The sequence below is a fragment of the Sphingobacterium sp. 1.A.4 genome (genome assembly GCF_002734245.1).
Classification (GTDB): Bacteria; Bacteroidota; Bacteroidia; order Sphingobacteriales; family Sphingobacteriaceae; genus Sphingobacterium; species Sphingobacterium tenebrionis.
Map to the genome: position 1 here is coordinate 248,708 of NZ_PEAZ01000001.1, position 21,949 is coordinate 270,656.

Consider the following 21,949-nt stretch of genomic DNA (forward strand, 5'->3'; position numbering starts at 1 on the left):
ATGGGAAATTAGCCAAATTGATTATGAAGAGACTATCGATCTTTCTTCTGACTTTAATTGCCTGCTGCACGACCCATTTCCTGATGGCCCAACAGGTAGAAAAAGCACAAGAAATCCTCAGCGAGTATGTTGCCAAAAGACCCCAAGAAAAATTACACCTACAGACAGACCGAAACTTCTACGGTGTCGGAGAAACCATCTGGTACAAGATCTACAGTGTCATCGGTCTGGAAAATAAACTATCCGTCCTATCCAATATCGGTTATGTAGAGTTGGTAAGCCCAACAGGAAAGATCGTCAATCAAAAAATAAATGGACTATTCTCCGGCGTGGGTGTGGGAAATATAGAACTCGTAGATTCCCTGGTCGAAGGGTCCTACCGACTTCGCGCCTATACCAATTGGATGCGAAACGATGATCCCGACTATTTCTTCGAAAAGGTCATCAATATCGGAAATGTTCGCTCTGATAATGTAGAGACGAAAAGCACAGTGATCCAAGAGAATGGCGTAGATTATTACCTGGTCCAACTGAACAATATCAATGGCGCTGCCATCCCAAAGACATCCATCAATTATGAATTCATAGATGGCGAAAAAACAGTGGATAAAGGAAGGGAATCCATTGATGCCAACGGTCAACTCAAGATCAAAGTCACCGATAAAAACAGAGGGAAACTTCTCTTATTGAGTTTCCTGAACCCCGAAAAAAGAAGGGTAAAGAAAACCATCAATACCAAAGCCTATTTTTCCGAAAACAGTATTCAGGTATTTCCTGAAGGAGGTTATATCCTCGGCGATGAGCTGAACAGAATGGCTTTTAAAACCCTCAACCCGCAAGGCAAGGGCATCAAGGCAAAGATCCTTTTACTAACGGGCTCTAAAGATACCGCCGCACAGGTGGAGACCAATATATTAGGAATGGCATCCGTTCCTTGTTACATTTCGAATGCTGAGAGCTATACCGTCCATGTCAAATTCGACGATAATACCGAAAAGACCATCAACCTACCGGCAATCACCAAAAGTGGCTACTCCATTTCTGTTAATCAGAGCAGTGCCTCCAAACTTTTTGCCCAGGTAAATCTTTCGGAAGATAAAGTAAACAATGAGGAAATTTACATTGCCATACAACATCTAGGAAATGTATTCTACATCGCTAAACAAAAAGCATCCAGTAAAAACGTGCTTTTCAGCCTGACCAAAGACAGGTTGCCAACCGGAGTATTTACCATCAGTATCCTGAACAGCAACTTTACCCCTCTGGTAGAGCGAGTGGTGTTTAATTTCAACCGCAACAGCAATCTGCCGCTGAAGCTTAATCTGGATAAGGACAGCTATGGCAAACGCAGTAAGGTGACTACCCAGGTCGAGGTGGGAAATACGAATGATTCCATAAGGATAGCCAGTCTTTCGGCATCCGTATTGAACCTGACAAAATATGGCAAGGACGCAAAAGATGAAGTGAGTATCCTCAGTAGCCTATACTTGAATGGAGACCTGAAAGGATACCTCGAAAATCCAGCTTATTATTTTAACGAGGATGGCAGTATCAAAGAATTTGAACTGGACAACCTCCTATTGACCCAGGGCTGGCGGAAGATCGATTGGAAACAATTGGATTCCCTGAATAATCCGGTAAAATACGAGGCGGAAAAAGGCCTACGTATTGTTGGTCAAGCGAAAAAACTGGGCCGTAAAGCTCCAGTTCCCAATGCGCAGATGCAATTGATCTCCACCAAAAATTTTATGGATTATATCGATACCACCGCCAATGCAGAAGGAGAATTTGTGTTCGACAACCTGATTTTCCCAGATAGCGTGAAGTTTTTGGTCAGTGCCAAGGATGAAAAAGGGAAAAAGAACATCGATATTTCGGTGGAACGATTTGAAAACCCGCCGTTGAACATGGCGAAGAACGAGCCGAACATGCTCAATGATGTCAATGCTGCATTCCGTGAACAGCTTCTGGCCGGAAAATTATTCTACAGCCAATTGGAAAACCGTGGTCTGATGGATAAGGTGACGGAAATTGAGGAGATCGTGGTTCGCGCTGAAAGACCTAAGGTACCTGAAAACTCTTCCAACCTGAACGGTCCTGGACGAGCCGATCAGATCTTGACCGCGGATGACCTTTCCACCTGTACAACCTTGGAGATGTGTTTGAACGGCAGATTACTCGGGGTAATGTTTCAAGGTGGTAAGGCCATGAACACCCGCGGAATGGTAGAAATGCAGATCGTATTGGACGGTATGTATGTGGAATCCGACATGCTTTCCACCATCAATCCCGTTGATGTAGCCAGCGTAGAGGTATTAAGAAATATTAACCATACCAGCATCTATGGATCTTATGGTGCAAACGGATTGATCATCATCACCAGTAAAACCGGTCGTGATGCCAGCCGCAGCAATTTCCAACCTCGAGGTCTATTGGCGATCACTCCAAAAGGAATCTCCCTGATGAAAGAATACTATAAACCAGCATATGAAGTGGATTCCAAAACCCAGTTCGATCAGGATCTCCGCACGACCATACATTGGGAACCGGGAATCGTAACGAAACAGGACGGGAAAACCAGCTTTGACTTCTATACTTCTGATGAAATCGGCACCTACCGCATGATCGTGGAAGGCGTGGATATCGATGGCCGATTGGTCAGGAAAGTCCTGGATTTTGAAGTAAAATAAAATTTTTATGTAAATTACCCTAAAACAACGTTTACAGTAAAAAATGGGAACATTCATAAAAACGCAAGTTACCGATCATATTTGTCATATACAGCTGGATCGTGGGAAATCCAATGCCATGCATTTGGAGATGATCGAAGAATTAACAGCCACTTTGATCGCACAAAGGGAAGATGCAGCTATAGAAGCCATCGTTCTTCAGGGCAAGGAAGCTTTCTTCACCTCCGGATTGGACCTGATCACTCTTTTTCAATACGACGAAGGACAGATGCGTACCTTTTGGGAAAAATTCATCAACCTGATCTACGAATTAGCTTCCTTTCCGAAGCCAAGCATCGCTGCAGTTACAGGGCATAGCCCAGCAGGAGGTTGTGTACTCGCCTTATGCTGCGACCATCGGATCATGGCCGAAGGTGATTACATCATCGGATTGAACGAGGTTCCTGTAGGCATCATCGTGCCGAGCAGCATCTTCGAACTATATAGCTTCTGGATAGGTTCTGCCAATGCCGCGCGCTTTTTGTTAGAAGGAAAACTATTGCCTCCTGCAGAAGCCTTGAAAGTAGGGCTTATCGATGAGGTTGTTTCCTTTGATCGGATTCAGACCGCAGCTGGCCGAAAAGCCAAGCAATATATGCAGTACGACAAGAAAGCCTGGCAGGCTTCCAAACTGAACATCCGAAAAAACCTCTTGTCCCAGGTGATGGAAACAAAAGGCGATGCCATTGAACAGGTATTGAAACAATGGTGGGCACCATCTACTCGGGCCATCCTACAGACAATCATCGATAACTTAACGAAAAAATAATATGGCAGTACAAGGAGCACTACAAAAGGATGCCCTAAAAGGGAAAACCGTCGTGGTTACGGGCGGAGGAACCGGACTTGGAAAAGCCATGTCTACCTATTTTTCTGAACTGGGCGCAAACCTGGTCATCAGTAGCCGGAAACTCGATGTCCTAGAAGCTACCGCAAGGGAGATCTCGGACAAGACCGGAAACCCCGTATTACCTGTTGCCTGCGACATCCGCGATGTGGAAGACGTGAAACAATTACGCCTTAAAGCGGAAGAAGCCTTCGGTGCAGTGGATGTATTGGTGAACAACGCCGCGGGAAACTTCATTTCCCCAACCGAGCGATTGTCGGCGAATGCTTTTTCGACCATTATTGATATCGTGCTGAAAGGTACCATCAATTGTACCCTAGAATTTGGTAAAGAATGGATTGCGAAAAAACAGGCTGCAAACGTACTGAACATAATTACGACCTATGCTTTCACAGGTTCTGGATATGTTGTACCTTCGGCCGTTTCCAAAGGTGGGGTCTTAACATTAACCCGTTCTTTGGCGGTAGAATGGGGAAAATATGGAATCCGTCACAACGCCATCGCTCCTGGACCTTTCCCTACAAAAGGGGCTTGGGATAGGCTATTACCCGGCGATCTCGCCAAGAAATTCGACTTCAAAACACGCGTACCTTTAAAACGTGTTGGTGAGCATCAGGAATTGGCGAATTTGGCTGCGTTTTTGATTTCAGATTTTGCCGGATATATCAATGGAGAGATCATCAGTATCGATGGAGGCGAATGGTTGCAAGGTGCCGGTCAGTTGAGCGGGCTGGAAGCTATCCCAAATGACATGTGGGATTCCATTGAGGAGATGATCCGTAAAAACAACAAATAACATGATCAAAAAGAATTTGTTAGGCCTACTTGGCCTACTATTATTGTTCGTTACGGGATGTAACAATTCGGGCAAAAAAGTGGAAGCCCATCAGGATAGCACACAACGTGTTGAGATGAACAATCCGGAAGAAATACAACAGATTTCCGAGGTGATTACGCGTTTCGCAAGGGCTTACCTGAGTGAGGACAATGGAAAGATCAATGCCTTGATCCATCCGGAACATGGTATTGCGGTAATCCATCGGCCAGGTGCAGCAGATACCTATACCATCATCGATAGCATCGATTTTAAAAACCCGATGCCTCATTATTATGCCTATCCTGTTTTCGTCAATAACCAGGTGTTGAAATTCGAATCCCTTCCAAGCTATGATTGCGGAACCATGAAATGGGACAAAATCGGTTTCTTTTGCGATACAACAGCAACAACTGTAAATAGACCTTTGGAAGCCATCGCCAAATTCTTGGAAGAATTCGAGGATACCAAATTTGATGCTGCGGAGAAAAAAGAAATAGCAGCCTTAGAAGATGGTGCTTATCGCGTTATTCTGGCCCAAGAAAATGACCACCTTATTTTCCATGTGAAGAAATTTGATAGGAGTTGGTATGTGACCATTTTGGATCGTGCCTATGCCGGCTGCGACGCCTAAACACAACAACTAAAAATCACCACAGGAACCACTAAACACACAAAAACTTATTAATATTGCCAAAATACGCTTTATGAGCACTTTAGATAAAGAAACACAAGACAGAATCAACCAATGGTTGAGCAGTGAGTACGATCAGGAAACCGTTTCCAAAATCCAACAATTGGTAGATCAGAATGAGGAAACCGAACTGTTGGATTCCTTCTATAAAGAATTGGAGTTCGGAACTGGAGGATTGCGTGGTATTATGGGAGTAGGATCCAATAGGATGAACAAATACACCATCGGAAAAGCAACCCAAGGCTTGGCCAACTACCTCAAAAAACAATTCCCAGACCAACAGATCAGTGTAGCCGTTTCTTACGATAGCCGTAATAACTCAAAGGCCTTTGGCCATCTGGTGGCGGATGTATTCTCTGCCAATGACATCAAGGTTTACCTGTTCAAGGAATTACGTCCTACGCCGATGTTGTCCTTTGCCGTGCGCCATTTCGGATGCCAGGGTGGTGTGATGCTGACCGCATCCCACAACCCCAAAGAATACAATGGCTATAAAGCCTACTGGAATGATGGTGGCCAATTGGTGGCTCCACATGATAAGAATGTCATTACCGAGGTCAATGCGATCAAATCGGTATCAGAAATAAAATTTGAGCGTAAAGATTCCAATATCGAATTGATCGATGCGGATTTTGATCAGATCTATATCGATGCCAATCTGGCCTTGAGCATACATCCGGAAGCGGTCAAAGCCCAAAAGGATCTAAAAATTGTCTATTCTCCGATCCACGGTACAGGTATCACCATTGTTCCGAAGATGCTGAACGCTTGGGGATTTGAGCAGGTGGCTGTGGTCGATGAACAGGCGCAGCCCGATGGAACCTTCCCAACTGTGGTTTATCCAAATCCGGAAGAAGAAGAAGCCATGTCCAAAGCCATGCAGAAAGGCCAGGAACTGGATGCCGATGTGGTCATGGCCACAGACCCTGATGCTGACCGTGTCGGTGTAGCCATCAAATTGCCATCAGGAGCATACCAATTGATCAATGGAAACCAGATCGGTTCCCTGTTGACCTATTATGTACTTTCCAGCAAAAAGGATCTGGGACAGCTAAAATCAAACGATTACATCGTCAAAACCATTGTTACCTCAAACCTCTTCTCGGATATCGCCGAAAGTTTTGATGTGAAGTATTATGAGACCCTAACCGGATTCAAGTTTATCGGGGAGGTAATGACCAAGGTACAGGGAAAGGAAAATTACCTGGTAGGCGGCGAAGAGAGCTATGGCTTTTTGGTAGGCGACCTGGTTCGCGATAAAGATGCGGTAAATGCCTGTGCTTTCATCGCCGAAATGACGGCCTATTTCAAGAACCAAGGGAAATCGCTCTTTGATGTACTGATCTCCCTTTACATGAAATATGGCTACTACAAAGAGAAGTTGATCTCCTTAACGAAAAAAGGGAAAGCGGGAGCTGATGAGATCAAACAGATGATGGCCGATCTACGGGCAGATCTTCCCAAAGAACTGGGTGGAATCGCCGTTTCGGAAGTGCGTGATTATGAAAAAGGCGAAGCTACAGATATGAAGACCGGGCAGAAAAGCAAGATCGATCTTCCAAAATCTGATGTGCTGCAGTTCATCACCATGGATGGGGATGTTATTTCAGCAAGACCTTCCGGCACCGAGCCTAAGATAAAATTCTATTGCTCCGTAAGAGAACCCTTGGAATTTACCGAGGATTATGGTCAGTTTTCTAACCGATTAGACGATAAGGTAAGGCAGATGATGGCCGATATTGTAAAAGACTAATTGGAATAAAGGAACAAACGGAACAAGAGATTAAACCGATCAGATGGAAAAGTGGAAAGTTTTATCAAGTGACTATATCATCCAACGCCCTTGGGCCACCCTTCGCATTGATAAGCTGGAGATGCCCAATGGGAATATCAAAGAAGAATATTACGTGCTGGAATACCCTACCTGGGTAAATATGGTAGGGATTACCGAAGACCAGGAAATCCTTTTCGTGCGGCAATACCGACATGGTGCAAATGAAATCATGGTCGAATTGCCTGCTGGTGTGGTAGAGCCGGGGGAAGATCCGGAACTCGCTGCCCGCAGGGAATTGTTGGAGGAAACCGGCTACGCTTTTGATAACATCGAATATATCTGCGAACTGTTCGCCAATCCGGCCACATCGGGCAACCTGACCTATACCTACCTACTTCAAGGGGGCAAGAAGGTTCAGGAACAGGAACTTGACGCTTCGGAGGACATCGAGGTCGTGCTGATGAGCATCAATGAAGCCAAACAATTTCTATTGGACAACAAGATTGGGCAGGCGCTACACAGCTCTGCCCTATTCTATACCTTTAACAAGTTAGGCCTGCTGTAAGCAATATTTAGCGGTATTTTGTTACCTTTGCCGTATGGCTAGAGAAATTTACGAAACCAAGCGAAAAGCGCTTAAAATCAACCTCAACGCAGATATCTACGGTACATTTGCTGAAATTGGAGCCGGACAGGAAGTAGCAAGGAACTTCTTTGAGGCCGGTGCTGCCTCAGGTACCATAGCAAAAACCATGTCGGCCTATGATATGGCTTTCTCCGACGCCATCTATGGCGTGGAAGAGTCCGGAAGATATGTGAGCCGTACCAGATTGAATAAAATGTTGACCCATGAGTTCGACCTCCTGACCGAACGTTTACAGGGTGATAAATACCAGACCAAAAAATTCTTTGCCTTTGCCGATACGGTAACCACCTTGAATTTCACGAAGACCAACGAGCCGCACGGCTGGATCGGGATCCGTTTCCAACATGAGGTGGATGGACCGACCAATGACATCGTAATGCACGTTCGTTTGTTGGATAGTGACAACAGGCTACAATCCAAAGTATTGGGTATCTTAGGGGTAAACCTGGTATTTGCGGCCTATTACTACGCAGAGAACCTGCAGACCATGATCGAATCGCTGGTAGACAACCTTTCGGTAGGTTCGGTAGAGATTGACCTGGTCAAAGTATCCGGGCCCTTGTTTGCCAATGCGAATGAGCGTCTGTTGAACCTATACCTGATCGCAAAAGGATTCGCCAAGGCAGCCATCTTCAGGCCCGACGGAAAAGCCGCGCAGATCAAGGATTACCTCTACAAAAAGAACATCATTATCCTTCGTACCAAATACCGCCAAAAGTCCAATCCAAACTTTGACCTCTTCAACCTAGCGGTGGAGGAATTCCGGAAGAACACCGGCGCAGTTCCGGAAGATAGCGTGGTGCTTATTGAGGTATTGATGGGGAATGTATTGGATGAGAACGCCAGCATTACAGATGAGGATCTGGTGTATTTCGCTGAACGCGCTGAATACCTATGTTCCACAGGGAACAATATCCTGGTTTCCAACTTCCGTAGGAACAATCATTTGGCAGAATTCGTACAGACCTTCAAACCGAAGAATGTAGGAATTGCGACCAACGTATCCAACCTGAAGAATATTTTCAATACCGATAATTACAACAAGGAGCAGTACACCAACGAATTGCTATCCTATATTTCCGGCATGTTCAGTAAAAACGTGAAATTATATGCTTATCCTTATTTGGACAAGAAAAACAATAAGATCGTAACGACGAAGAACGTACCGGTATCCGAGGAAGCAAAACCTTTGTTCGACTTCCTGATCAACAACAAGTACATTGTAGATATCGAGAACTTCGATGAGAAGTTCGTAAAAACAGTCTAAAGACTTTCTTCGATCTGTTTAATGAGCTCATCCCGTTTCATCGGGTAACCGGCCTTGGACAGTTCATAAGAACCATCTTTTTTGATGATGATATAAGACGGGAAGCCAGAGGCTCCCGTTTTTTTTAAGATATCGTCCGTAAGTGTTCTATTAGCATTGATATGTAAGCCTTCCATGTTATAGTAGGCAATCAGTTTCTTAAGCTGCTCGTCCTTGCCTTCATCATAGTTGGCAATGTACATGAACGTGACGTCCTTGTCTGCGAAGTGTTTCTTCAATGGCCCAGCATTTTTTTGAATCTCCTGATGACATGGCCCACACCAGCTGCCCCAAAGATCGATCAATACGGTTTTCCCCTTCACTTTTTCCAATACCTGATCGAAATTGCTGAATTCGGTTCCGCCAGGGATGAAAATCATTTTATCGTTCAATTTCCTGGCTTCATTGGTCCTTACTTCCGAAATCATCGGTGCAAATACTTTCAGGTATTCGCTGTCTGGATATTTCTTTTCGAATCTGTCAATGATTGCTGCAGCATTGGTCTTCTTGTCACGCTGGATATTGTTCAACAAACTGGCATAGGCCAATTCATTCACCTTGCCCTGAAATTCCTGGTTTATCATCCGCTCTACAAATTGGTTTTCTGAATCACTGGAATGCATTTTTAAGGCCTCTTCCCGAGTCATGCCTGGATAATATTTCTGCATCACGGTAGAATCTTTCATCTGTTCCCATAAGGATTCCTTTTTACGCAGTAGGTAATCACTCAAGAAACTGTAAAAGACTTCCGATTTGACGGCTTTCGTATCCTGAATATCCACAGCATTCAATAAACTATCCTGCTTTTTGTCCCATACCGCTTTCAGTTCCCTATAGTTCTTTTTATTTCGATAGCTGAATTTTTGGTTGCCACTGAAACCTACAAATAGGTCGAGGGGAGTATATTTCTGGTTAAGCGCCATCATATCTTTCCAAGCCTTTGTAGGCTTATGCTTTTTGATATAACGCTGAATAGCTACTTGGTTCTGGAGATCCATTTTTTTGATTTCGGCTAATACCCGATCCGGAAGGGTATCATTTTTAAAGGCCTCCCTATTTAGCGAAGTTGTTAATCCTAGGTATTGATTATTGTTTGCCCCTTTACCCGTGATGGTAACACTGTCTTTGTCTCCTATTCTGGAAAATTTTACATGAAGATCATCCCCTGGCGAAACATACAGGTATCCTCTCAGCTTTCCAGCATAATAATAGATGGGGGTTAATTCCTTAACATGGATATCCTGCTTTAATATCCCATCCTTAAAAAAGTAATTTCCTTCGGCTGAATCCCCAAAAAGTTGGAAAGAGGATTTGGGAGGTCCGGGTAAATAGAAACCGACTTCCCCAGTTTTGGACAGCGTGTTTTCAAAGGTGATTTTTGCTGTTTGGGCTTGCACAAAAATGTACTGTACCAACAGCAGACAGATAATCAGGCATCTTTTCATAAAAAAAGGATCTATGGTTGCTACCTAATTTACGTATTTTCCCTTGGCTTTCCTATAGAAATTTCTTGAATATGGCGTACAGAATCTTCATATCCTCTTCCGTTAAGGTAGCGGATGTAACGTCTTTTTGAATATAATGGTATTTGAATCCCTTAATGGCTGCATCCAGATTCTTCACATCAAATCCAATAATGCGTAACGCAATTTTAGGATCAAAACCTACTGGAGGAGTTTCCAACACCCCATCGTACCAATACCCATATCCCTTATCGGCCAATGTTTTCCAAGGAAACCGGGAAGGATCGTTCTTGCGGGTTGGAGCATAGTCCATATGTCCTATAAAATTGGCCTGCGGAATCTTATAGCTTTCTTTTAGGTAAGCCAATAGCTGGATCAGAGCATTGATCTGTACTTCCGGCCAAGGATCTGTTGTACCGTTGTTGTCCAACTCAATCCCGATGGAAGAGGAATTCAGATCGGTATCATTTCCCCATTTTCCTGCCCCGGCATGGTGCGCTCGGTAATAATCATTCACCATCTGAACGATTTTTCCTTCCCTACCGATAACATAATGCGAACTTACCGCAGCTCTTTCACTATGGAAGGTTCTTACCGTCTGGTCCAGGTCTTTCTGAGCCGTATGGTGGATCATGACATAATTCGGCTTCCTCATCCCGAAATTGATGGAACCGATCCATTCCTTGTTGGCTGCAGCTATTTTTGCGATCTGGCTTTCTACAGGGGCTTCTTTATAGATGGCCGCGTATTCCTTGGCCTTTTTCTTATAAACCTTTTCTGTTGCCGCATATTTTCCGCCACCACAGGAGGTAGCCAACAGGGCGATGAACAAATATGTTAGGGTATTTTTTAGCATGGTCTTTTTAAATAGGTAAACAAATATAAGGTTTTAGAGCGCATCTACAACGAATTCAGATCTTTCTATTCCCGGTTCCAATTCGATGATCTGCAGATTGCGGAATTCCATCTTGGCTCCCTCTGCTTCCAGACAGAGGTATCCCTTCCTCTTGGAGGCCAAACGGATGCTATTGACAAACTTTCCGTTCACCGCGAGTTTCACTGTCCCATCAATACAGACCACCGTGTATTTATTCCACTCCCCTACACCTAGGCAACGGTTTTCCAAGGATTTGCTTCTGCTCCCTCTGGGATTATCGGGGGATGCGGTCATGCCACCGGCTCCGAACAGCTCGCCGTGTACATAGGCGATAGGCTGCTGAACCCCATTTACCGCATTGATGTTCACCCAATCCAGCTCCAACATCTGCACTTCCATCCCCATGGGTAATCGGGTTTTGGGATCCGCCTTGGCATCACACCATACAAAAATCCCCGAGTTGCCCCCCTTTTCCAAATGCCGCCATTCTACATGCATGATGAAATTCTCATACATTTTCTCCGATCGAACCACTCCGATTGGGTTTCCCAAATTCTTAAGGAGATTTCCCTTGGCTTTCCAGGTGGTATCGGAGGTGTTTACATCATACCAGGTAATGGCTTTCCCTTTCGCTTTGGGGTTGATGATGCTTTCATCAAAGTTTTTTTCCATACCGAACTGGAATAGTTTCTTCTGGGCATGTAAGGGTAGGGAAAAAAGGCTAAAGGTAAGGATGGATAGGATAAGGTAGGCGTATTTGTTCATGGTCAAGGGGTTGATTTGAACCTAAAATAAGAAAAATTTGCTTCGCTCCGAAACCATAGTGAAAGCATGGTGAAAGTATGTAAATCCTATGTTGTACATATTAAAACATGCTTTAAACATACTTTATCCATGATTTCACAGCGAAATCATGGTTTTACCATAGGAAAACATAAGATTTTTGCTCAACTAGTATACGAAACTTCGGGGATAAAAAAGAAGCCGTATCAACAAGATTGATACGGCTTCTAAAAAAATTTTATTTTACCTAAGCTTATGCTTCCGCGTAAGCCTCGATTGGAGGACAAGAACAGATCAATGTTCTATCTCCTTGAGAATCATTCACCCTACCTACAGAAGGCCAGAATTTATTCACCCTCAAATATTCGATTGGATAAGCTGCAGTCTGACGGGAGTAAGGTCTATCCCACTCATCACCTGTCACTACGCGCGCTGTATGTGGCGCATGCTTAAGTACGTTGTCTTTTTGATCCGCCTCACCATTTTCAACCGCAGCAATTTCCTTACGGATAGCGATCAGGGCATCACAGAAACGATCTAATTCTGGTTTAGATTCCGACTCAGTTGGTTCTACCATTAAGGTACCTGCCACAGGGAAAGAAACCGTAGGAGCGTGGAATCCATAGTCCATTAAACGTTTTGCGATATCAGCTACTTCAATACCTACGTTTTTGAAAGAACGACAATCCAAGATCATCTCGTGCGCACAACGACCGTTGGCACCCGCATACAATACCGGATAATGTTGCTCTAAACGAGCTTTGATATAGTTGGCATTTAAGATCGCTGTTTTGGTAGCCTCTGTTAGGCCTTCTCCGCCCATCATAGCGATGTAGGCATGGGAGATAACCAAGATGGAAGCCGAACCGAATGGAGCCGCAGAAACTGCGGAAATACCTTCCTCGCCAGAGATCTCAATAACCTCATGGTTAGGTAAGAATGGTACCAAGTGTGCTGCCACACCGATAGGACCCATACCTGGACCACCACCACCATGTGGAATACAGAAAGTTTTGTGCAGGTTCAAGTGACAAACGTCTGCACCAATATAACCTGGGCTGGTCAATCCAACCTGCGCATTCATGTTCGCACCATCCATATAGACCTGACCACCATTTTCATGGATGATATTACAGATCTCTACAATCGGCTCTTCAAATACACCGTGGGTAGATGGATAAGTCACCATTAAGGAATTCAACTTAGCGGCATGCTCTGTTGCTTTTGCCTTAAGGTCTTCCACATCAATGTTTCCGCGATCATCACATTTTACCACAACCACTTTCAATCCGGCCATAGAAGCGGATGCAGGGTTGGTTCCGTGTGCCGAAGCAGGGATCAAACAGATATCTCTATCAAAATCTCCACGGCTATGGTGGTAAGCACGGATTACCATTAATCCAGCATATTCACCTTGTGCACCAGAGTTTGGTTGGAAGGACATTTTTGCAAATCCGGTGATCTCACACAACCAATCGTTCAATTCGTTGATCAATTGCATGTAACCACTTGTTTGGTCAACCGGAGCAAATGGATGCAGACCACCAAAACGAGCCCATGTTACAGGAACCATTTCCGTAGTTGCATTCAATTTCATGGTACAAGACCCCAAAGGAATCATCGAATGGCATAAAGAAAGATCCTTAGCTTCCAATGATTTGATGTAACGAAGCATCTCACTTTCGGAGTGGTAGCTGTTGAAAACAGGGTGGGTAAGGTATTCTGAAGCACGCTCTAGGTTCTCCGGAATAACCACCTCTAATTCGTTTACAAAGCTCTGTACATCCACTTCGTTCAAGGACTTGCCAATTACCTTAGCGAATACCTTTACGATGGTTTCCACATCTTGGAAAGTAGTCGTTTCGTCGATGGAGATCCCTACGGTACCTTCACCGTAGAAGAAATTCAATTCGTTGTTCAACGCCTCAGACTTCAACGCCACAAACTGATCCGCTACATCAAAACGTAAGGTATCGAAGTAAGCTTCGTTGGTTTGTTTATAGCCCAATGCTTGGATGGCTTTAGAAGTCAAACGAGCAAGGTCATGGATTCTTGATGCAATGTTCTTAATGCCTTTTGGACCGTGGTAAACCGCGTAGAAAGAGGCCATAATTGCCAATAATGCCTGTGCTGTACAGATATTGGAAGATGCCTTATCTCTACGGATATGTTGCTCACGGGTCTGTAAAGCCATACGCAAAGCGTATTCCCCGTTCGAATCAGAGGTTACCCCGATGATACGACCAGGAATATTACGTTTGAAACTATCTTTTGTAGCAAAGAATGCCGCATGAGGACCACCAAAACCCATTGGTACACCAAAGCGTTGGGAGTTACCTACCACTACATCTGCTCCCCATTCTCCTGGAGGCGTCAATAATGCTAATGACATCAGATCGGTAGCAACACAGATCGTGATGTTTTTATCATGGGCAAATGCCGTGAATTCTTTATAATCAGCGATGGAACCATCTGCTGCAGGATATTGGATGAAGGCAGCAAACACCTCATCGGTAAGATTTTCTACCGTAAGGTCTGCTACGCGGATTTCCACACCAAATGGAACCGCTCTTGTTTGCAATACATCCAATGTTTGTGGATAGATGTTTGGAGTAACCAAAAATACATTGGCATCCTTGTTCTTACGTGCGCTGTACAACATGAACATCCCTTCGGCTGCTGCTGTAGCCTCGTCCAATAAGGAAGCGTTAGCAATTTCCAATCCGGTCAGATCAGACACCATCGTTTGGAAGTTCAACAAAGCCTGTAAACGGCCCTGTGCGATCTCCGCTTGGTAGGGCGTATATTGCGTATACCATCCTGGATTTTCAAACACGTTACGCTGAATAACCCCAGGAAGGATCACATCATTATACCCTTGACCGATATAAGACTTGAAAACCTTGTTCTTCTCTGCGATTTGAGCAATCTTTTCCAGGTAAGCCACTTCGCTAAGTGCTTTTGGAAGCTTTAATGCCTCTTTCTTACGAATTTGCGCTGGAACTGTCTGCTCGATCAACTCGTCCAAGGAACTCACGCCTAAAACGGTTAACATCTCTTCTACTTGCGTAGAACTTGGACCGTTGTGGCGATCCTCAAATTTCTCTTGGTAAAATACGTTACTCATTGTTGTATTTATTGTAACTTTTTGGAACTGATGTGCAAAGATACGCTTTTTCACGCGAATTTCTTAACCTACAATAGGGTGCAAAACTTTTATAATTATATCAAACGATTGCGTATAATTTTATGCGCAAAACAATTTCAAACCCAATACGATACAAGAATTTTAAAAAGGCGGTTAATTCCTTGTTTTTACAGCAATACGCTTCCTGAATTATCGTAAATCAATGTATACCTATATTTTAAAAAAAAGACAATCAATAAACAATTTCCTTTCATTTTCGCTATTGAGGACCGCCCATTCTATAAAGAAATAACAGCATTAACGCCTTAAAAATTAAGAATTTATAATAATATCGCCGTTTTTAATAATGATAGGAATCTTTGTTAATTTAGGCGCAAGCCAATTAAAAATTTTATGCTGAAACTACAAGTTAACAATGAAACAAACCGATTAAAAGCTGTTATCCTGGGTATTGCCCATCAAAATGGTCCTACCCCCAAGGCCGAAGAGGCTTACGACCCCAAATCTTTGGAACATATCTTGGCTGGAACATACCCCACCGAACGCGATATGGTAGCAGAAATGGATGCCTTTAAAACGGTTCTTGAAAGTTATGAGGTCAAGGTATACCGTCCTGAGCTTATCCCCAACCTGAACCAGATTTTTACCCGCGATATCGGTTTCGTGATCGACGATTATTTTATAAAATCCAATATCCTGCCCGATCGGGCTCAAGAGTGGGAAGCTATCCAATACCTGGTCAAAGAAATCCCCTCGGAAAAGCTCATTACCGCACCTGAGGATATCCATATGGAAGGTGGAGATGTTATCCTCTGGAACGATCATATCTTTATCGGTACCTATAAAGGAGCGGACTACGCGGATTACAATACGGCCAGGACCAACATGAAGGGTGTCGAATTTATACGGGATCTTTTTCCGGGCAAAAAAGTAAAAGAATTCAATTTGGTCAAGTCCATGAGCAATGCCCGGGAGAATGCCCTTCATCTGGATTGCTGTTTCCAACCTGTTGGCAAGGATAAAGGGATCATCTATCCGGGTGGATTTTTGGATCAGGAAGATTATACCTACCTCGTTGAGCTATTTGGCAAGGAAAACCTGTTCCATATTACAGCTGATGAGATGTACCAGATGTTCTCCAATGTGTTCTCTATCGATGAAAAGGTAGTAGTATCCGAGCAGCGGTTCACCCGTTTGAACAACTGGCTAACGGAACAGGGCATTGTGGTGGAACCCATTCCCTACCATGAAATCGGTAAACAAGAGGGACTTTTGCGCTGTTCAACCCTTCCTTTATACAGAGGATAATTATTTTAGATATCATATATGCAAACAACGGATAGCATCTTGATGGTCAGGCCATCCAGCTTTCGAAAAAATGAAGAGACTGCGGTAAACAACTATTTCCAATCAGATGATAGCGAATCGAAACGATTGGCCGAACTGGCCTTAGCTGAGTTTGATAATTTTGTGAGCACGCTAAAAAGCGCAGGTATAAAGGTTGTTGTTATTCAAGATGACGGCAGTAAGGATACGCCCGATAGTCTTTTCCCGAACAACGTGATCTCCTTCCATCAGAACCAAGCCATAATCTATCCGATGTTTGCCGAAAACAGACGCCGTGAAAGGACATTGAACTACTTGGGAAAATTGGACAAATTGGGCTATCACTTTGACAAACTAACGGATTACACCCATTTTGAAGATCAGAACAAATTTCTGGAAGGAACGGGTGTCCTGATCTTGGATCGCGTGAACAAGGTTGCCTACTGCTCTATTTCCGACCGTGCGGATGAACAGGTGCTCCAACAGTACGGCGAAGATCAGGGGTATCAAACCATCGCTTTCCATGCCGTTCAGTTGGTCGATGGCCAATACCTTCCGATCTACCATACCAACGTGATGATGTCCGTAGGGACAGCTTTCTGTTTGATCTGCCTGGATAGCATCAAGGAAGAAAAGGAAAGGATGTTGGTTGTTGATAAGCTTAAGGAAACGGGAAAAGAGATCATCCGCATTAGCGAAAAGCAGATGCATCAATTTGCCGGCAATATCCTTGAAGTAAAAAACACGGATGGGGAGCCCTATATCTGTATGAGTAGTCAGGCATTTGAAGCGTTGGATGAGGAGCAGATCAAGCATTTGGAGAAGCATGGGAAAATACTGCATGCCCCGCTATATAGTATTGAGAAATATGGTGGCGGAAGTGCGAGATGCATGATGGCAGAGTTGTTCTATGAATAGAATGGCGCTGCCTTCTTTATTTTGCTACTTAAAAACTGTCTTTAGCGATCTCTCTTCTTACACGGCTTAAGCTTTCGGGGGTAATGCCTAGATAAGAAGCGATCATCCATTATGGAACCCGTAACAAAAGGCTTGGATAAAGCTCCATGAACTCCAGATAGCGCTCTTTAGCGGTCATCGCCAGCAAGGAGTTGATCCTTTTCTGCAGGTAATAGATACTCCGTTGCAATGACCTTTCGGTGAACATGCTGAAATCAAAATTCAGTTTACCGGCTTCTGTAAAGAAATTCGGATGAATGAACACCACTTTGCTGGGTTCAATGGCCTTTATGAAATACAAGGAAGGTTCATCAAAGTACATGCTGGAACGATCGGAGATCAACCAGTTTTCCGGGGCGAACTGAAGGATATGCTCCCCTCCTTTTTCATCCAGGGATAAAAACTGCAGGAGACCTTCTTCCACGAACAGCACGGAACGGCATACTTCACCAGACCGCATCACATACTGATTGTGCGAAAGCTCCTTCAGTTCATAATACGGCTGAAGGGCCTGGAAATCAGCATCTGTTAAGCCAGCCTTTTCACTATAGTAGCTATAAAAATTACTGCCTTTTAATTGCTCTTCCGTCATGATAAAAAAACTAATAAAGGATGGTGAATTTAAAATCCAACGGATGGAATGCCTTGACCAATTCCTTGACCAAATCTTCCTCGTATTTTAGGTATAGCACGGCAAAATTATCGGTACGTTCCTGTAATCCTCCCCCAGGGAACAACCTATCCTTGATGCGCTCGATCTGGATCAAGGCATCTTCGTGGTTTCTCTTTTCCGCTTTCAGGAATTTCTTCTCCAGGTTGTTCATGGCCTTCTTCAGCCTTGCCTTTACCGCATCGGTACTTGCCGCCAAAGTGGGGTCTATCTTATGGGCCCTTAACTTGATGCGTCCAAAAATGGCATTCATTTCCATCCATTCATCCTGAAGCTGCAAGCGCTGTTTGGTCTTCCGCTTTACATATTCATTCTTCAGGGAATTCAAAGGCTTGAATATACTTTTAAAGGTAAAATCCAACCGGAAGATCTTACTTGCCAAACCATCGTCGCTGATCATGGCCGAGTTCCTCGGGATCAGGATCGGGAAAGGTACGCTATATTGATCAAAATTTGCTTTCAGCTGTAACCAATAAACAATCTCCGCTCCCCCTCCTATATAGGCCAGGTTTGGAAGAATGATCTCTTGGTACATCGGCCGCATGACCACGTTCGGGCTGAACCTTTCCGGGAAATTCTTGATCTCTTCCAAGAGTTCTGCTTCGGTAAAAAAGAGGTTCTGATGCAGTACCTCAAAGCGTCCGTCTTCAGTTCTTATCAAACGCTCCCTGAATTCATCCGTTAAGTAAAAGAAATTGATTTCCCGCGCATGAACCTGGGTATCAAAACCCTCCTCCTCCAATTGTTCAGACGTCTTGTTGATCGCTTTAAAACTTTTTTCCTGTAGGACATCTTCGGTCATGATGGGCGCAAAAAGCTCCTTGAATGCCTTTCTATCAGCATCGATAATAATTAGACCGTAATCTTTGAAGATTTCATTGACAAAGACTCGGGTGGCATCCGCTAAGGACCTTCCTTTTAGATAGGCTTCCTGAACCATCTCGGTAAGCTTGGTTGCCGTATCGGATAATCCAAACGTATTGGTGTATTGCTTCACGACCTCTGCCATGGTATCTGTGCTCATCCGGCCGGTAGCAGAAACTCCATCTTCGTTCCATTCGATCTTTTTGCCATACACCCGCGTATGGTTGATCTCTGCAAAATCGTGGTCTTCAGTAGCCATCCAATAAACAGGAACAAACTCTTTGTGGGGGTATGCTTTCTTCAGATCCTCTGCTAAACGGATAGCCGTTACGATCTTGAAGATGAAATAAAGGGGCCCTGTAAAGATGTTCAATTGATGGCCCGTGGTTACCGTAAAGGTGTTTTCATCGGACAATAATTGAATATGTTGGGCCACCTGTGGAGAAGATTCCAACAGGTCCTTATACTGTTCTTTCAGTTCCTTGGCCAATAATTCTCGGTGAGCAAATCCCTTTTTCAGTTTGATCTGCTCCCCAAATCCGGCTATATCAGGCTTATTGCCATAAAAGGGCGCCAATTTTTCATTGTTCCCTAAATAGGCCAATAGGGTTTTTGAAAAACTATTGGTGTCACTGTAGTCTATATAAGTGGCCTTCATCTAATCCTGGTCTTATTTAAATTGAAGAGGGAGTAAGTTATCTGACAATAGATCCGTAGAGGTCGAAGTCCTCAGCCCGATCCACCTTCACTTGCACAAAATCTCCTATTCGAGCATAATTTGTTTTTGCATCAAATACCACTTCGTTGTCCACTTCCGGAGAATCGTACTCGGTACGGCCGATAAAGAAATCACCATCCACACGGTCCACCAGGACCTTAAATTCCTTGCCGACTTTCGTCTGGTTGATGTCGTAGGAAATTTCCTGCTGCACCTCCATGATCTGGTCTACACGCTCTTGTTTTACCTCCTCAGGAACATCGTCCTCCAAGGAATAAGCATGGGTTTTTTCTTCGTGGGAATAGGTAAAACATCCTAAACGATCGAAACGGGTATCTTCTACCCATTCCAACATCTCTTGAAAATCATCTTCTGTTTCGCCTGGATAACCACAGATCAAGGTTGTTCTCAACGCAATATCAGGCACCTTATCCCTGATTTTGTTCACCAGGTCGATCTGTTTTTGCTTATTGGTACCGCGGCGCATGGAGGTCAACATATGATCGGAGATATGCTGTAAAGGCATATCCAGGTAGTTACAGATGTTGGAACGCTCGTTCATTGCATCCAGGATATCCATGGGGAATCCAGAAGGATAAGCATATTGTAAGCGGATCCATTCGATTCCATCCACATCCGATAAATGACGCATCAGGTCCGAAAGATTACGCTTACCATAAATATCCAACCCATAATAGGTAAGATCCTGAGCAATCAGGATCAATTCTTTGGTACCATTGGAGGCTAAAAATTTAGCTTCCTTTACCAGGTCGTCGATGGATTTGGACACATGCTTTCCGCGCATTAAAGGAATGGCACAGAAAGAACAAGGCCTGTTACACCCTTCTGCGATCTTGAAATAAGAATAGTGGGAAGGCGTGGTCAATAATCTTTCTCCCAATAATTCGTGGCGGTAATCCGCTCCGATACTGGACAATAATTCCGGAAGATCATTGGTGCCGAAAAAGGCATCCACGTTTGGAATCTCCGATTGCAGCTCTGGCTTATAGCGTTCGGATAAACAGCCTGTTACAATCACCTTGTTCACTTTCCCCTGATCTTTCAATTCGGAGAATTGTAGAATCGTATCGATGGATTCCTGTTTGGCGTTATCGATAAATCCACAGGTATTGATGACCACGATATCCGAAGATTGGATGTTGCTGGCCTCGTGAACAACCTCTAATTGGTTGCCCTTCAATTGACCCATCAATACTTCACTATCGTGTATATTCTTGGAACAGCCCAAAGTAACCACATTGACGCGTGGTTTTTGGATCGCTGAACCGATTTGTGCTTTCTTTGTTTTCATATGAATGTTGTAGCCTATATGAATAGAGAATCTACCCCTATTTGAATAGAGAATCTACAAAGTCTTTTTTGTTAAATAACTGTAAATCACCGATCTTCTCCCCTACTCCAATATATTTTACAGGTATTTTGAATTGGTCTGAAATCCCGATGACCACCCCACCTTTTGCTGTTCCATCTAATTTGGTCAATGCCAGGGCATTTACATCGGTAGCTTGGGTAAACTGGGTTGCCTGTTCGATCGCGTTTTGGCCCGTCGATGCATCCAATACCAACAAGATCTCATGCGGAGCATCCGGAATGACCTTCTGCATCACATTCTTGATCTTTGTCAGCTCGTTCATCAAGCCTACTTTATTGTGCAAACGTCCTGCAGTATCGATAATCGCTACATCATCGCCATTACTTACCGCCGATTTAACGGTATCATAGGCAACGGATGCCGGATCGGACCCCATCGGTTGAGCAACAACACGAACACCCACACGTTCTCCCCAAAGCTGGATCTGATCGACTGCCGCCGCTCTAAAGGTATCGGCAGCACCGAGTACCACTTTGTTTCCTGCTTCTTTCAGTTGGTGGGCCAACTTACCAATGGTCGTTGTTTTGCCAACGCCATTCACACCCACCACCATGATCACATAGGGTTTCTGATTTCCATACTCAAAGGTTTCGAAATCATTGCTGTTGTTCTCGGCCAATAATCCTTGGATCTCATCCTTCAATAAACGGTTAAGATCATCCGTAGATACATATTTATCTTCCGCTACCCGTTTTTGGATACGGTCTACGATTTTCAATGTGGTGGTAACACCGACATCAGAAGTCACCAATACTTCCTCCAGGTTATCCAACACATCATCATCAATGGTCGACTTCCCTACTACGGCTCTTGTGATCTTGGAAAAGAACCCCTCTTTGGTTTTCTCCAAGCCCTTATCCAAGGCCTCTTGTACCTCTACGGTCTCCTGTTTCTTCTTGAAAAAATCAAATAATCCCATGATGTTAATGTGTTATAATAC

General features: G+C 44.0%; 17 protein-coding genes. 9 read left to right on the forward strand and 8 right to left on the reverse strand.

Going from position 1 to position 21,949, the window contains the following annotated elements; genetic code table 11:
- The first annotated feature begins 23 nt into the window (after window positions 1-23).
- The 7 genes from CRJ00_RS01115 (at window position 24) to CRJ00_RS01145 (ending at window position 8,771) form a co-directional block, all read left to right on the forward strand.
- Window positions 24-2,690 (forward strand): TonB-dependent receptor plug domain-containing protein, encoded by a 2,667-nt coding sequence (locus CRJ00_RS01115; protein WP_099365095.1) that lies wholly within the window; start codon window positions 24-26, stop codon window positions 2,688-2,690.
- A 43-nt stretch (window positions 2,691-2,733) separates the two neighbouring features.
- Complete coding sequence (locus CRJ00_RS01120) at window positions 2,734-3,498, forward strand: enoyl-CoA hydratase/isomerase family protein (protein WP_099365096.1); 765 nt, start codon at window positions 2,734-2,736, stop codon at window positions 3,496-3,498.
- 1 nt (window position 3,499) lies between these two features.
- Window positions 3,500-4,372: an SDR family oxidoreductase gene (locus tag CRJ00_RS01125; protein WP_099365097.1), complete on the forward strand. Its 873-nt coding sequence runs from the start codon at window positions 3,500-3,502 to the stop codon at window positions 4,370-4,372.
- Between the two features lies 1 nt (window position 4,373).
- Window positions 4,374-5,024 carry a hypothetical protein gene (locus CRJ00_RS01130; RefSeq protein ID WP_099365098.1) on the forward strand — a complete coding sequence of 217 codons (651 nt, stop codon included), beginning with the start codon at window positions 4,374-4,376 and terminating at the stop codon, window positions 5,022-5,024.
- 73 nt (window positions 5,025-5,097) lie between these two features.
- Window positions 5,098-6,837 carry a phospho-sugar mutase gene (locus tag CRJ00_RS01135; protein ID WP_099365099.1) on the forward strand — a complete coding sequence of 580 codons (1,740 nt, stop codon included), beginning with the start codon at window positions 5,098-5,100 and terminating at the stop codon, window positions 6,835-6,837.
- A 43-nt stretch (window positions 6,838-6,880) separates the two neighbouring features.
- Window positions 6,881-7,423 carry an NUDIX hydrolase gene (locus CRJ00_RS01140; protein ID WP_099365100.1) on the forward strand — a complete coding sequence of 181 codons (543 nt, stop codon included), beginning with the start codon at window positions 6,881-6,883 and terminating at the stop codon, window positions 7,421-7,423.
- Window positions 7,424-7,457: 34 nt separating this feature from the next.
- Window positions 7,458-8,771 carry a nicotinamide mononucleotide adenylyltransferase gene (locus tag CRJ00_RS01145; RefSeq protein ID WP_099365101.1) on the forward strand — a complete coding sequence of 438 codons (1,314 nt, stop codon included), beginning with the start codon at window positions 7,458-7,460 and terminating at the stop codon, window positions 8,769-8,771.
- Here CRJ00_RS01145 and CRJ00_RS01150 read toward each other — a convergent pair.
- From CRJ00_RS01150 to gcvP, 4 genes are all read right to left on the reverse strand, one after another.
- Window positions 8,768-10,255: a TlpA family protein disulfide reductase gene (locus CRJ00_RS01150; RefSeq protein ID WP_099365102.1), complete on the reverse strand. Its 1,488-nt coding sequence runs from the start codon at window positions 10,253-10,255 to the stop codon at window positions 8,768-8,770. The two genes, CRJ00_RS01145 and CRJ00_RS01150, sit on opposite strands and share 4 nt — an antisense overlap.
- Before the next feature lie 52 nt (window positions 10,256-10,307).
- Window positions 10,308-11,129 carry an N-acetylmuramoyl-L-alanine amidase gene (locus CRJ00_RS01155; protein ID WP_099365103.1) on the reverse strand — a complete coding sequence of 274 codons (822 nt, stop codon included), beginning with the start codon at window positions 11,127-11,129 and terminating at the stop codon, window positions 10,308-10,310.
- Window positions 11,130-11,162: 33 nt separating this feature from the next.
- Complete coding sequence (locus CRJ00_RS01160) at window positions 11,163-11,915, reverse strand: 3-keto-disaccharide hydrolase (protein WP_099365104.1); 753 nt, start codon at window positions 11,913-11,915, stop codon at window positions 11,163-11,165.
- 271 nt (window positions 11,916-12,186) lie between these two features.
- Window positions 12,187-15,060 (reverse strand): aminomethyl-transferring glycine dehydrogenase, encoded by a 2,874-nt coding sequence (gene gcvP / locus CRJ00_RS01165; protein ID WP_099365105.1) that lies wholly within the window; start codon window positions 15,058-15,060, stop codon window positions 12,187-12,189.
- 414 nt (window positions 15,061-15,474) lie between these two features.
- Here gcvP and CRJ00_RS01170 point away from each other — a divergent pair, with 414 nt between their 5' ends.
- Window positions 15,475-16,389 (forward strand): dimethylarginine dimethylaminohydrolase family protein, encoded by a 915-nt coding sequence (locus tag CRJ00_RS01170; protein ID WP_099365106.1) that lies wholly within the window; start codon window positions 15,475-15,477, stop codon window positions 16,387-16,389.
- Between the two features lie 18 nt (window positions 16,390-16,407).
- Window positions 16,408-17,325 (forward strand): citrulline utilization hydrolase CtlX, encoded by a 918-nt coding sequence (gene ctlX / locus CRJ00_RS01175; RefSeq protein ID WP_099365107.1) that lies wholly within the window; start codon window positions 16,408-16,410, stop codon window positions 17,323-17,325.
- A gap of 109 nt (window positions 17,326-17,434) precedes the next feature.
- Here the strand turns inward: ctlX and CRJ00_RS01180 are convergent, their stop codons facing one another.
- The 4 genes from CRJ00_RS01180 to ftsY are packed head-to-tail and all read right to left on the reverse strand — an operon-like array spanning window position 17,435 to window position 21,928.
- Window positions 17,435-17,956 (reverse strand): Crp/Fnr family transcriptional regulator, encoded by a 522-nt coding sequence (locus CRJ00_RS01180; protein ID WP_218962155.1) that lies wholly within the window; start codon window positions 17,954-17,956, stop codon window positions 17,435-17,437.
- Window positions 17,957-17,966: 10 nt separating this feature from the next.
- The gene (bshC, locus tag CRJ00_RS01185) at window positions 17,967-19,556 is read right to left on the reverse strand and encodes a bacillithiol biosynthesis cysteine-adding enzyme BshC (protein WP_099365108.1); all 1,590 of its coding nucleotides are present in this window, start codon (window positions 19,554-19,556) and stop codon (window positions 17,967-17,969) included.
- Between the two features lie 37 nt (window positions 19,557-19,593).
- Window positions 19,594-20,928: a 30S ribosomal protein S12 methylthiotransferase RimO gene (gene rimO, locus CRJ00_RS01190; protein WP_099365109.1), complete on the reverse strand. Its 1,335-nt coding sequence runs from the start codon at window positions 20,926-20,928 to the stop codon at window positions 19,594-19,596.
- Between the two features lie 37 nt (window positions 20,929-20,965).
- Window positions 20,966-21,928 carry a signal recognition particle-docking protein FtsY gene (gene ftsY / locus CRJ00_RS01195; protein ID WP_099365110.1) on the reverse strand — a complete coding sequence of 321 codons (963 nt, stop codon included), beginning with the start codon at window positions 21,926-21,928 and terminating at the stop codon, window positions 20,966-20,968.
- Between the last annotated feature and the right edge of the window lie 21 nt (window positions 21,929-21,949).

Excerpts from the sequence above, each read along its gene's own strand:
- CRJ00_RS01115 (WP_099365095.1), top strand. The coding sequence starts at position 24 with ATGAAGAGACTATCGATCTTTCTTCTGACTTTAATTGCCTGCTGCACG.
- CRJ00_RS01120 (WP_099365096.1), top strand. The coding sequence starts at position 2,734 with ATGGGAACATTCATAAAAACGCAAGTTACCGATCATATTTGTCATATA.
- CRJ00_RS01125 (WP_099365097.1), top strand. The coding sequence starts at position 3,500 with ATGGCAGTACAAGGAGCACTACAAAAGGATGCCCTAAAAGGGAAAACC.
- CRJ00_RS01130 (WP_099365098.1), top strand. The coding sequence starts at position 4,374 with ATGATCAAAAAGAATTTGTTAGGCCTACTTGGCCTACTATTATTGTTC.
- CRJ00_RS01135 (WP_099365099.1), top strand. The coding sequence starts at position 5,098 with ATGAGCACTTTAGATAAAGAAACACAAGACAGAATCAACCAATGGTTG.
- CRJ00_RS01140 (WP_099365100.1), top strand. The coding sequence starts at position 6,881 with ATGGAAAAGTGGAAAGTTTTATCAAGTGACTATATCATCCAACGCCCT.
- CRJ00_RS01145 (WP_099365101.1), top strand. The coding sequence starts at position 7,458 with ATGGCTAGAGAAATTTACGAAACCAAGCGAAAAGCGCTTAAAATCAAC.
- CRJ00_RS01150 (WP_099365102.1), bottom strand. The coding sequence starts at position 10,255 with ATGAAAAGATGCCTGATTATCTGTCTGCTGTTGGTACAGTACATTTTT.
- CRJ00_RS01155 (WP_099365103.1), bottom strand. The coding sequence starts at position 11,129 with ATGCTAAAAAATACCCTAACATATTTGTTCATCGCCCTGTTGGCTACC.
- CRJ00_RS01160 (WP_099365104.1), bottom strand. The coding sequence starts at position 11,915 with ATGAACAAATACGCCTACCTTATCCTATCCATCCTTACCTTTAGCCTT.
- gcvP (WP_099365105.1), bottom strand. The coding sequence starts at position 15,060 with ATGAGTAACGTATTTTACCAAGAGAAATTTGAGGATCGCCACAACGGT.
- CRJ00_RS01170 (WP_099365106.1), top strand. The coding sequence starts at position 15,475 with ATGCTGAAACTACAAGTTAACAATGAAACAAACCGATTAAAAGCTGTT.
- ctlX (WP_099365107.1), top strand. The coding sequence starts at position 16,408 with ATGCAAACAACGGATAGCATCTTGATGGTCAGGCCATCCAGCTTTCGA.
- CRJ00_RS01180 (WP_218962155.1), bottom strand. The coding sequence starts at position 17,956 with ATGACGGAAGAGCAATTAAAAGGCAGTAATTTTTATAGCTACTATAGT.
- bshC (WP_099365108.1), bottom strand. The coding sequence starts at position 19,556 with ATGAAGGCCACTTATATAGACTACAGTGACACCAATAGTTTTTCAAAA.
- rimO (WP_099365109.1), bottom strand. The coding sequence starts at position 20,928 with ATGAAAACAAAGAAAGCACAAATCGGTTCAGCGATCCAAAAACCACGC.
- ftsY (WP_099365110.1), bottom strand. The coding sequence starts at position 21,928 with ATGGGATTATTTGATTTTTTCAAGAAGAAACAGGAGACCGTAGAGGTA.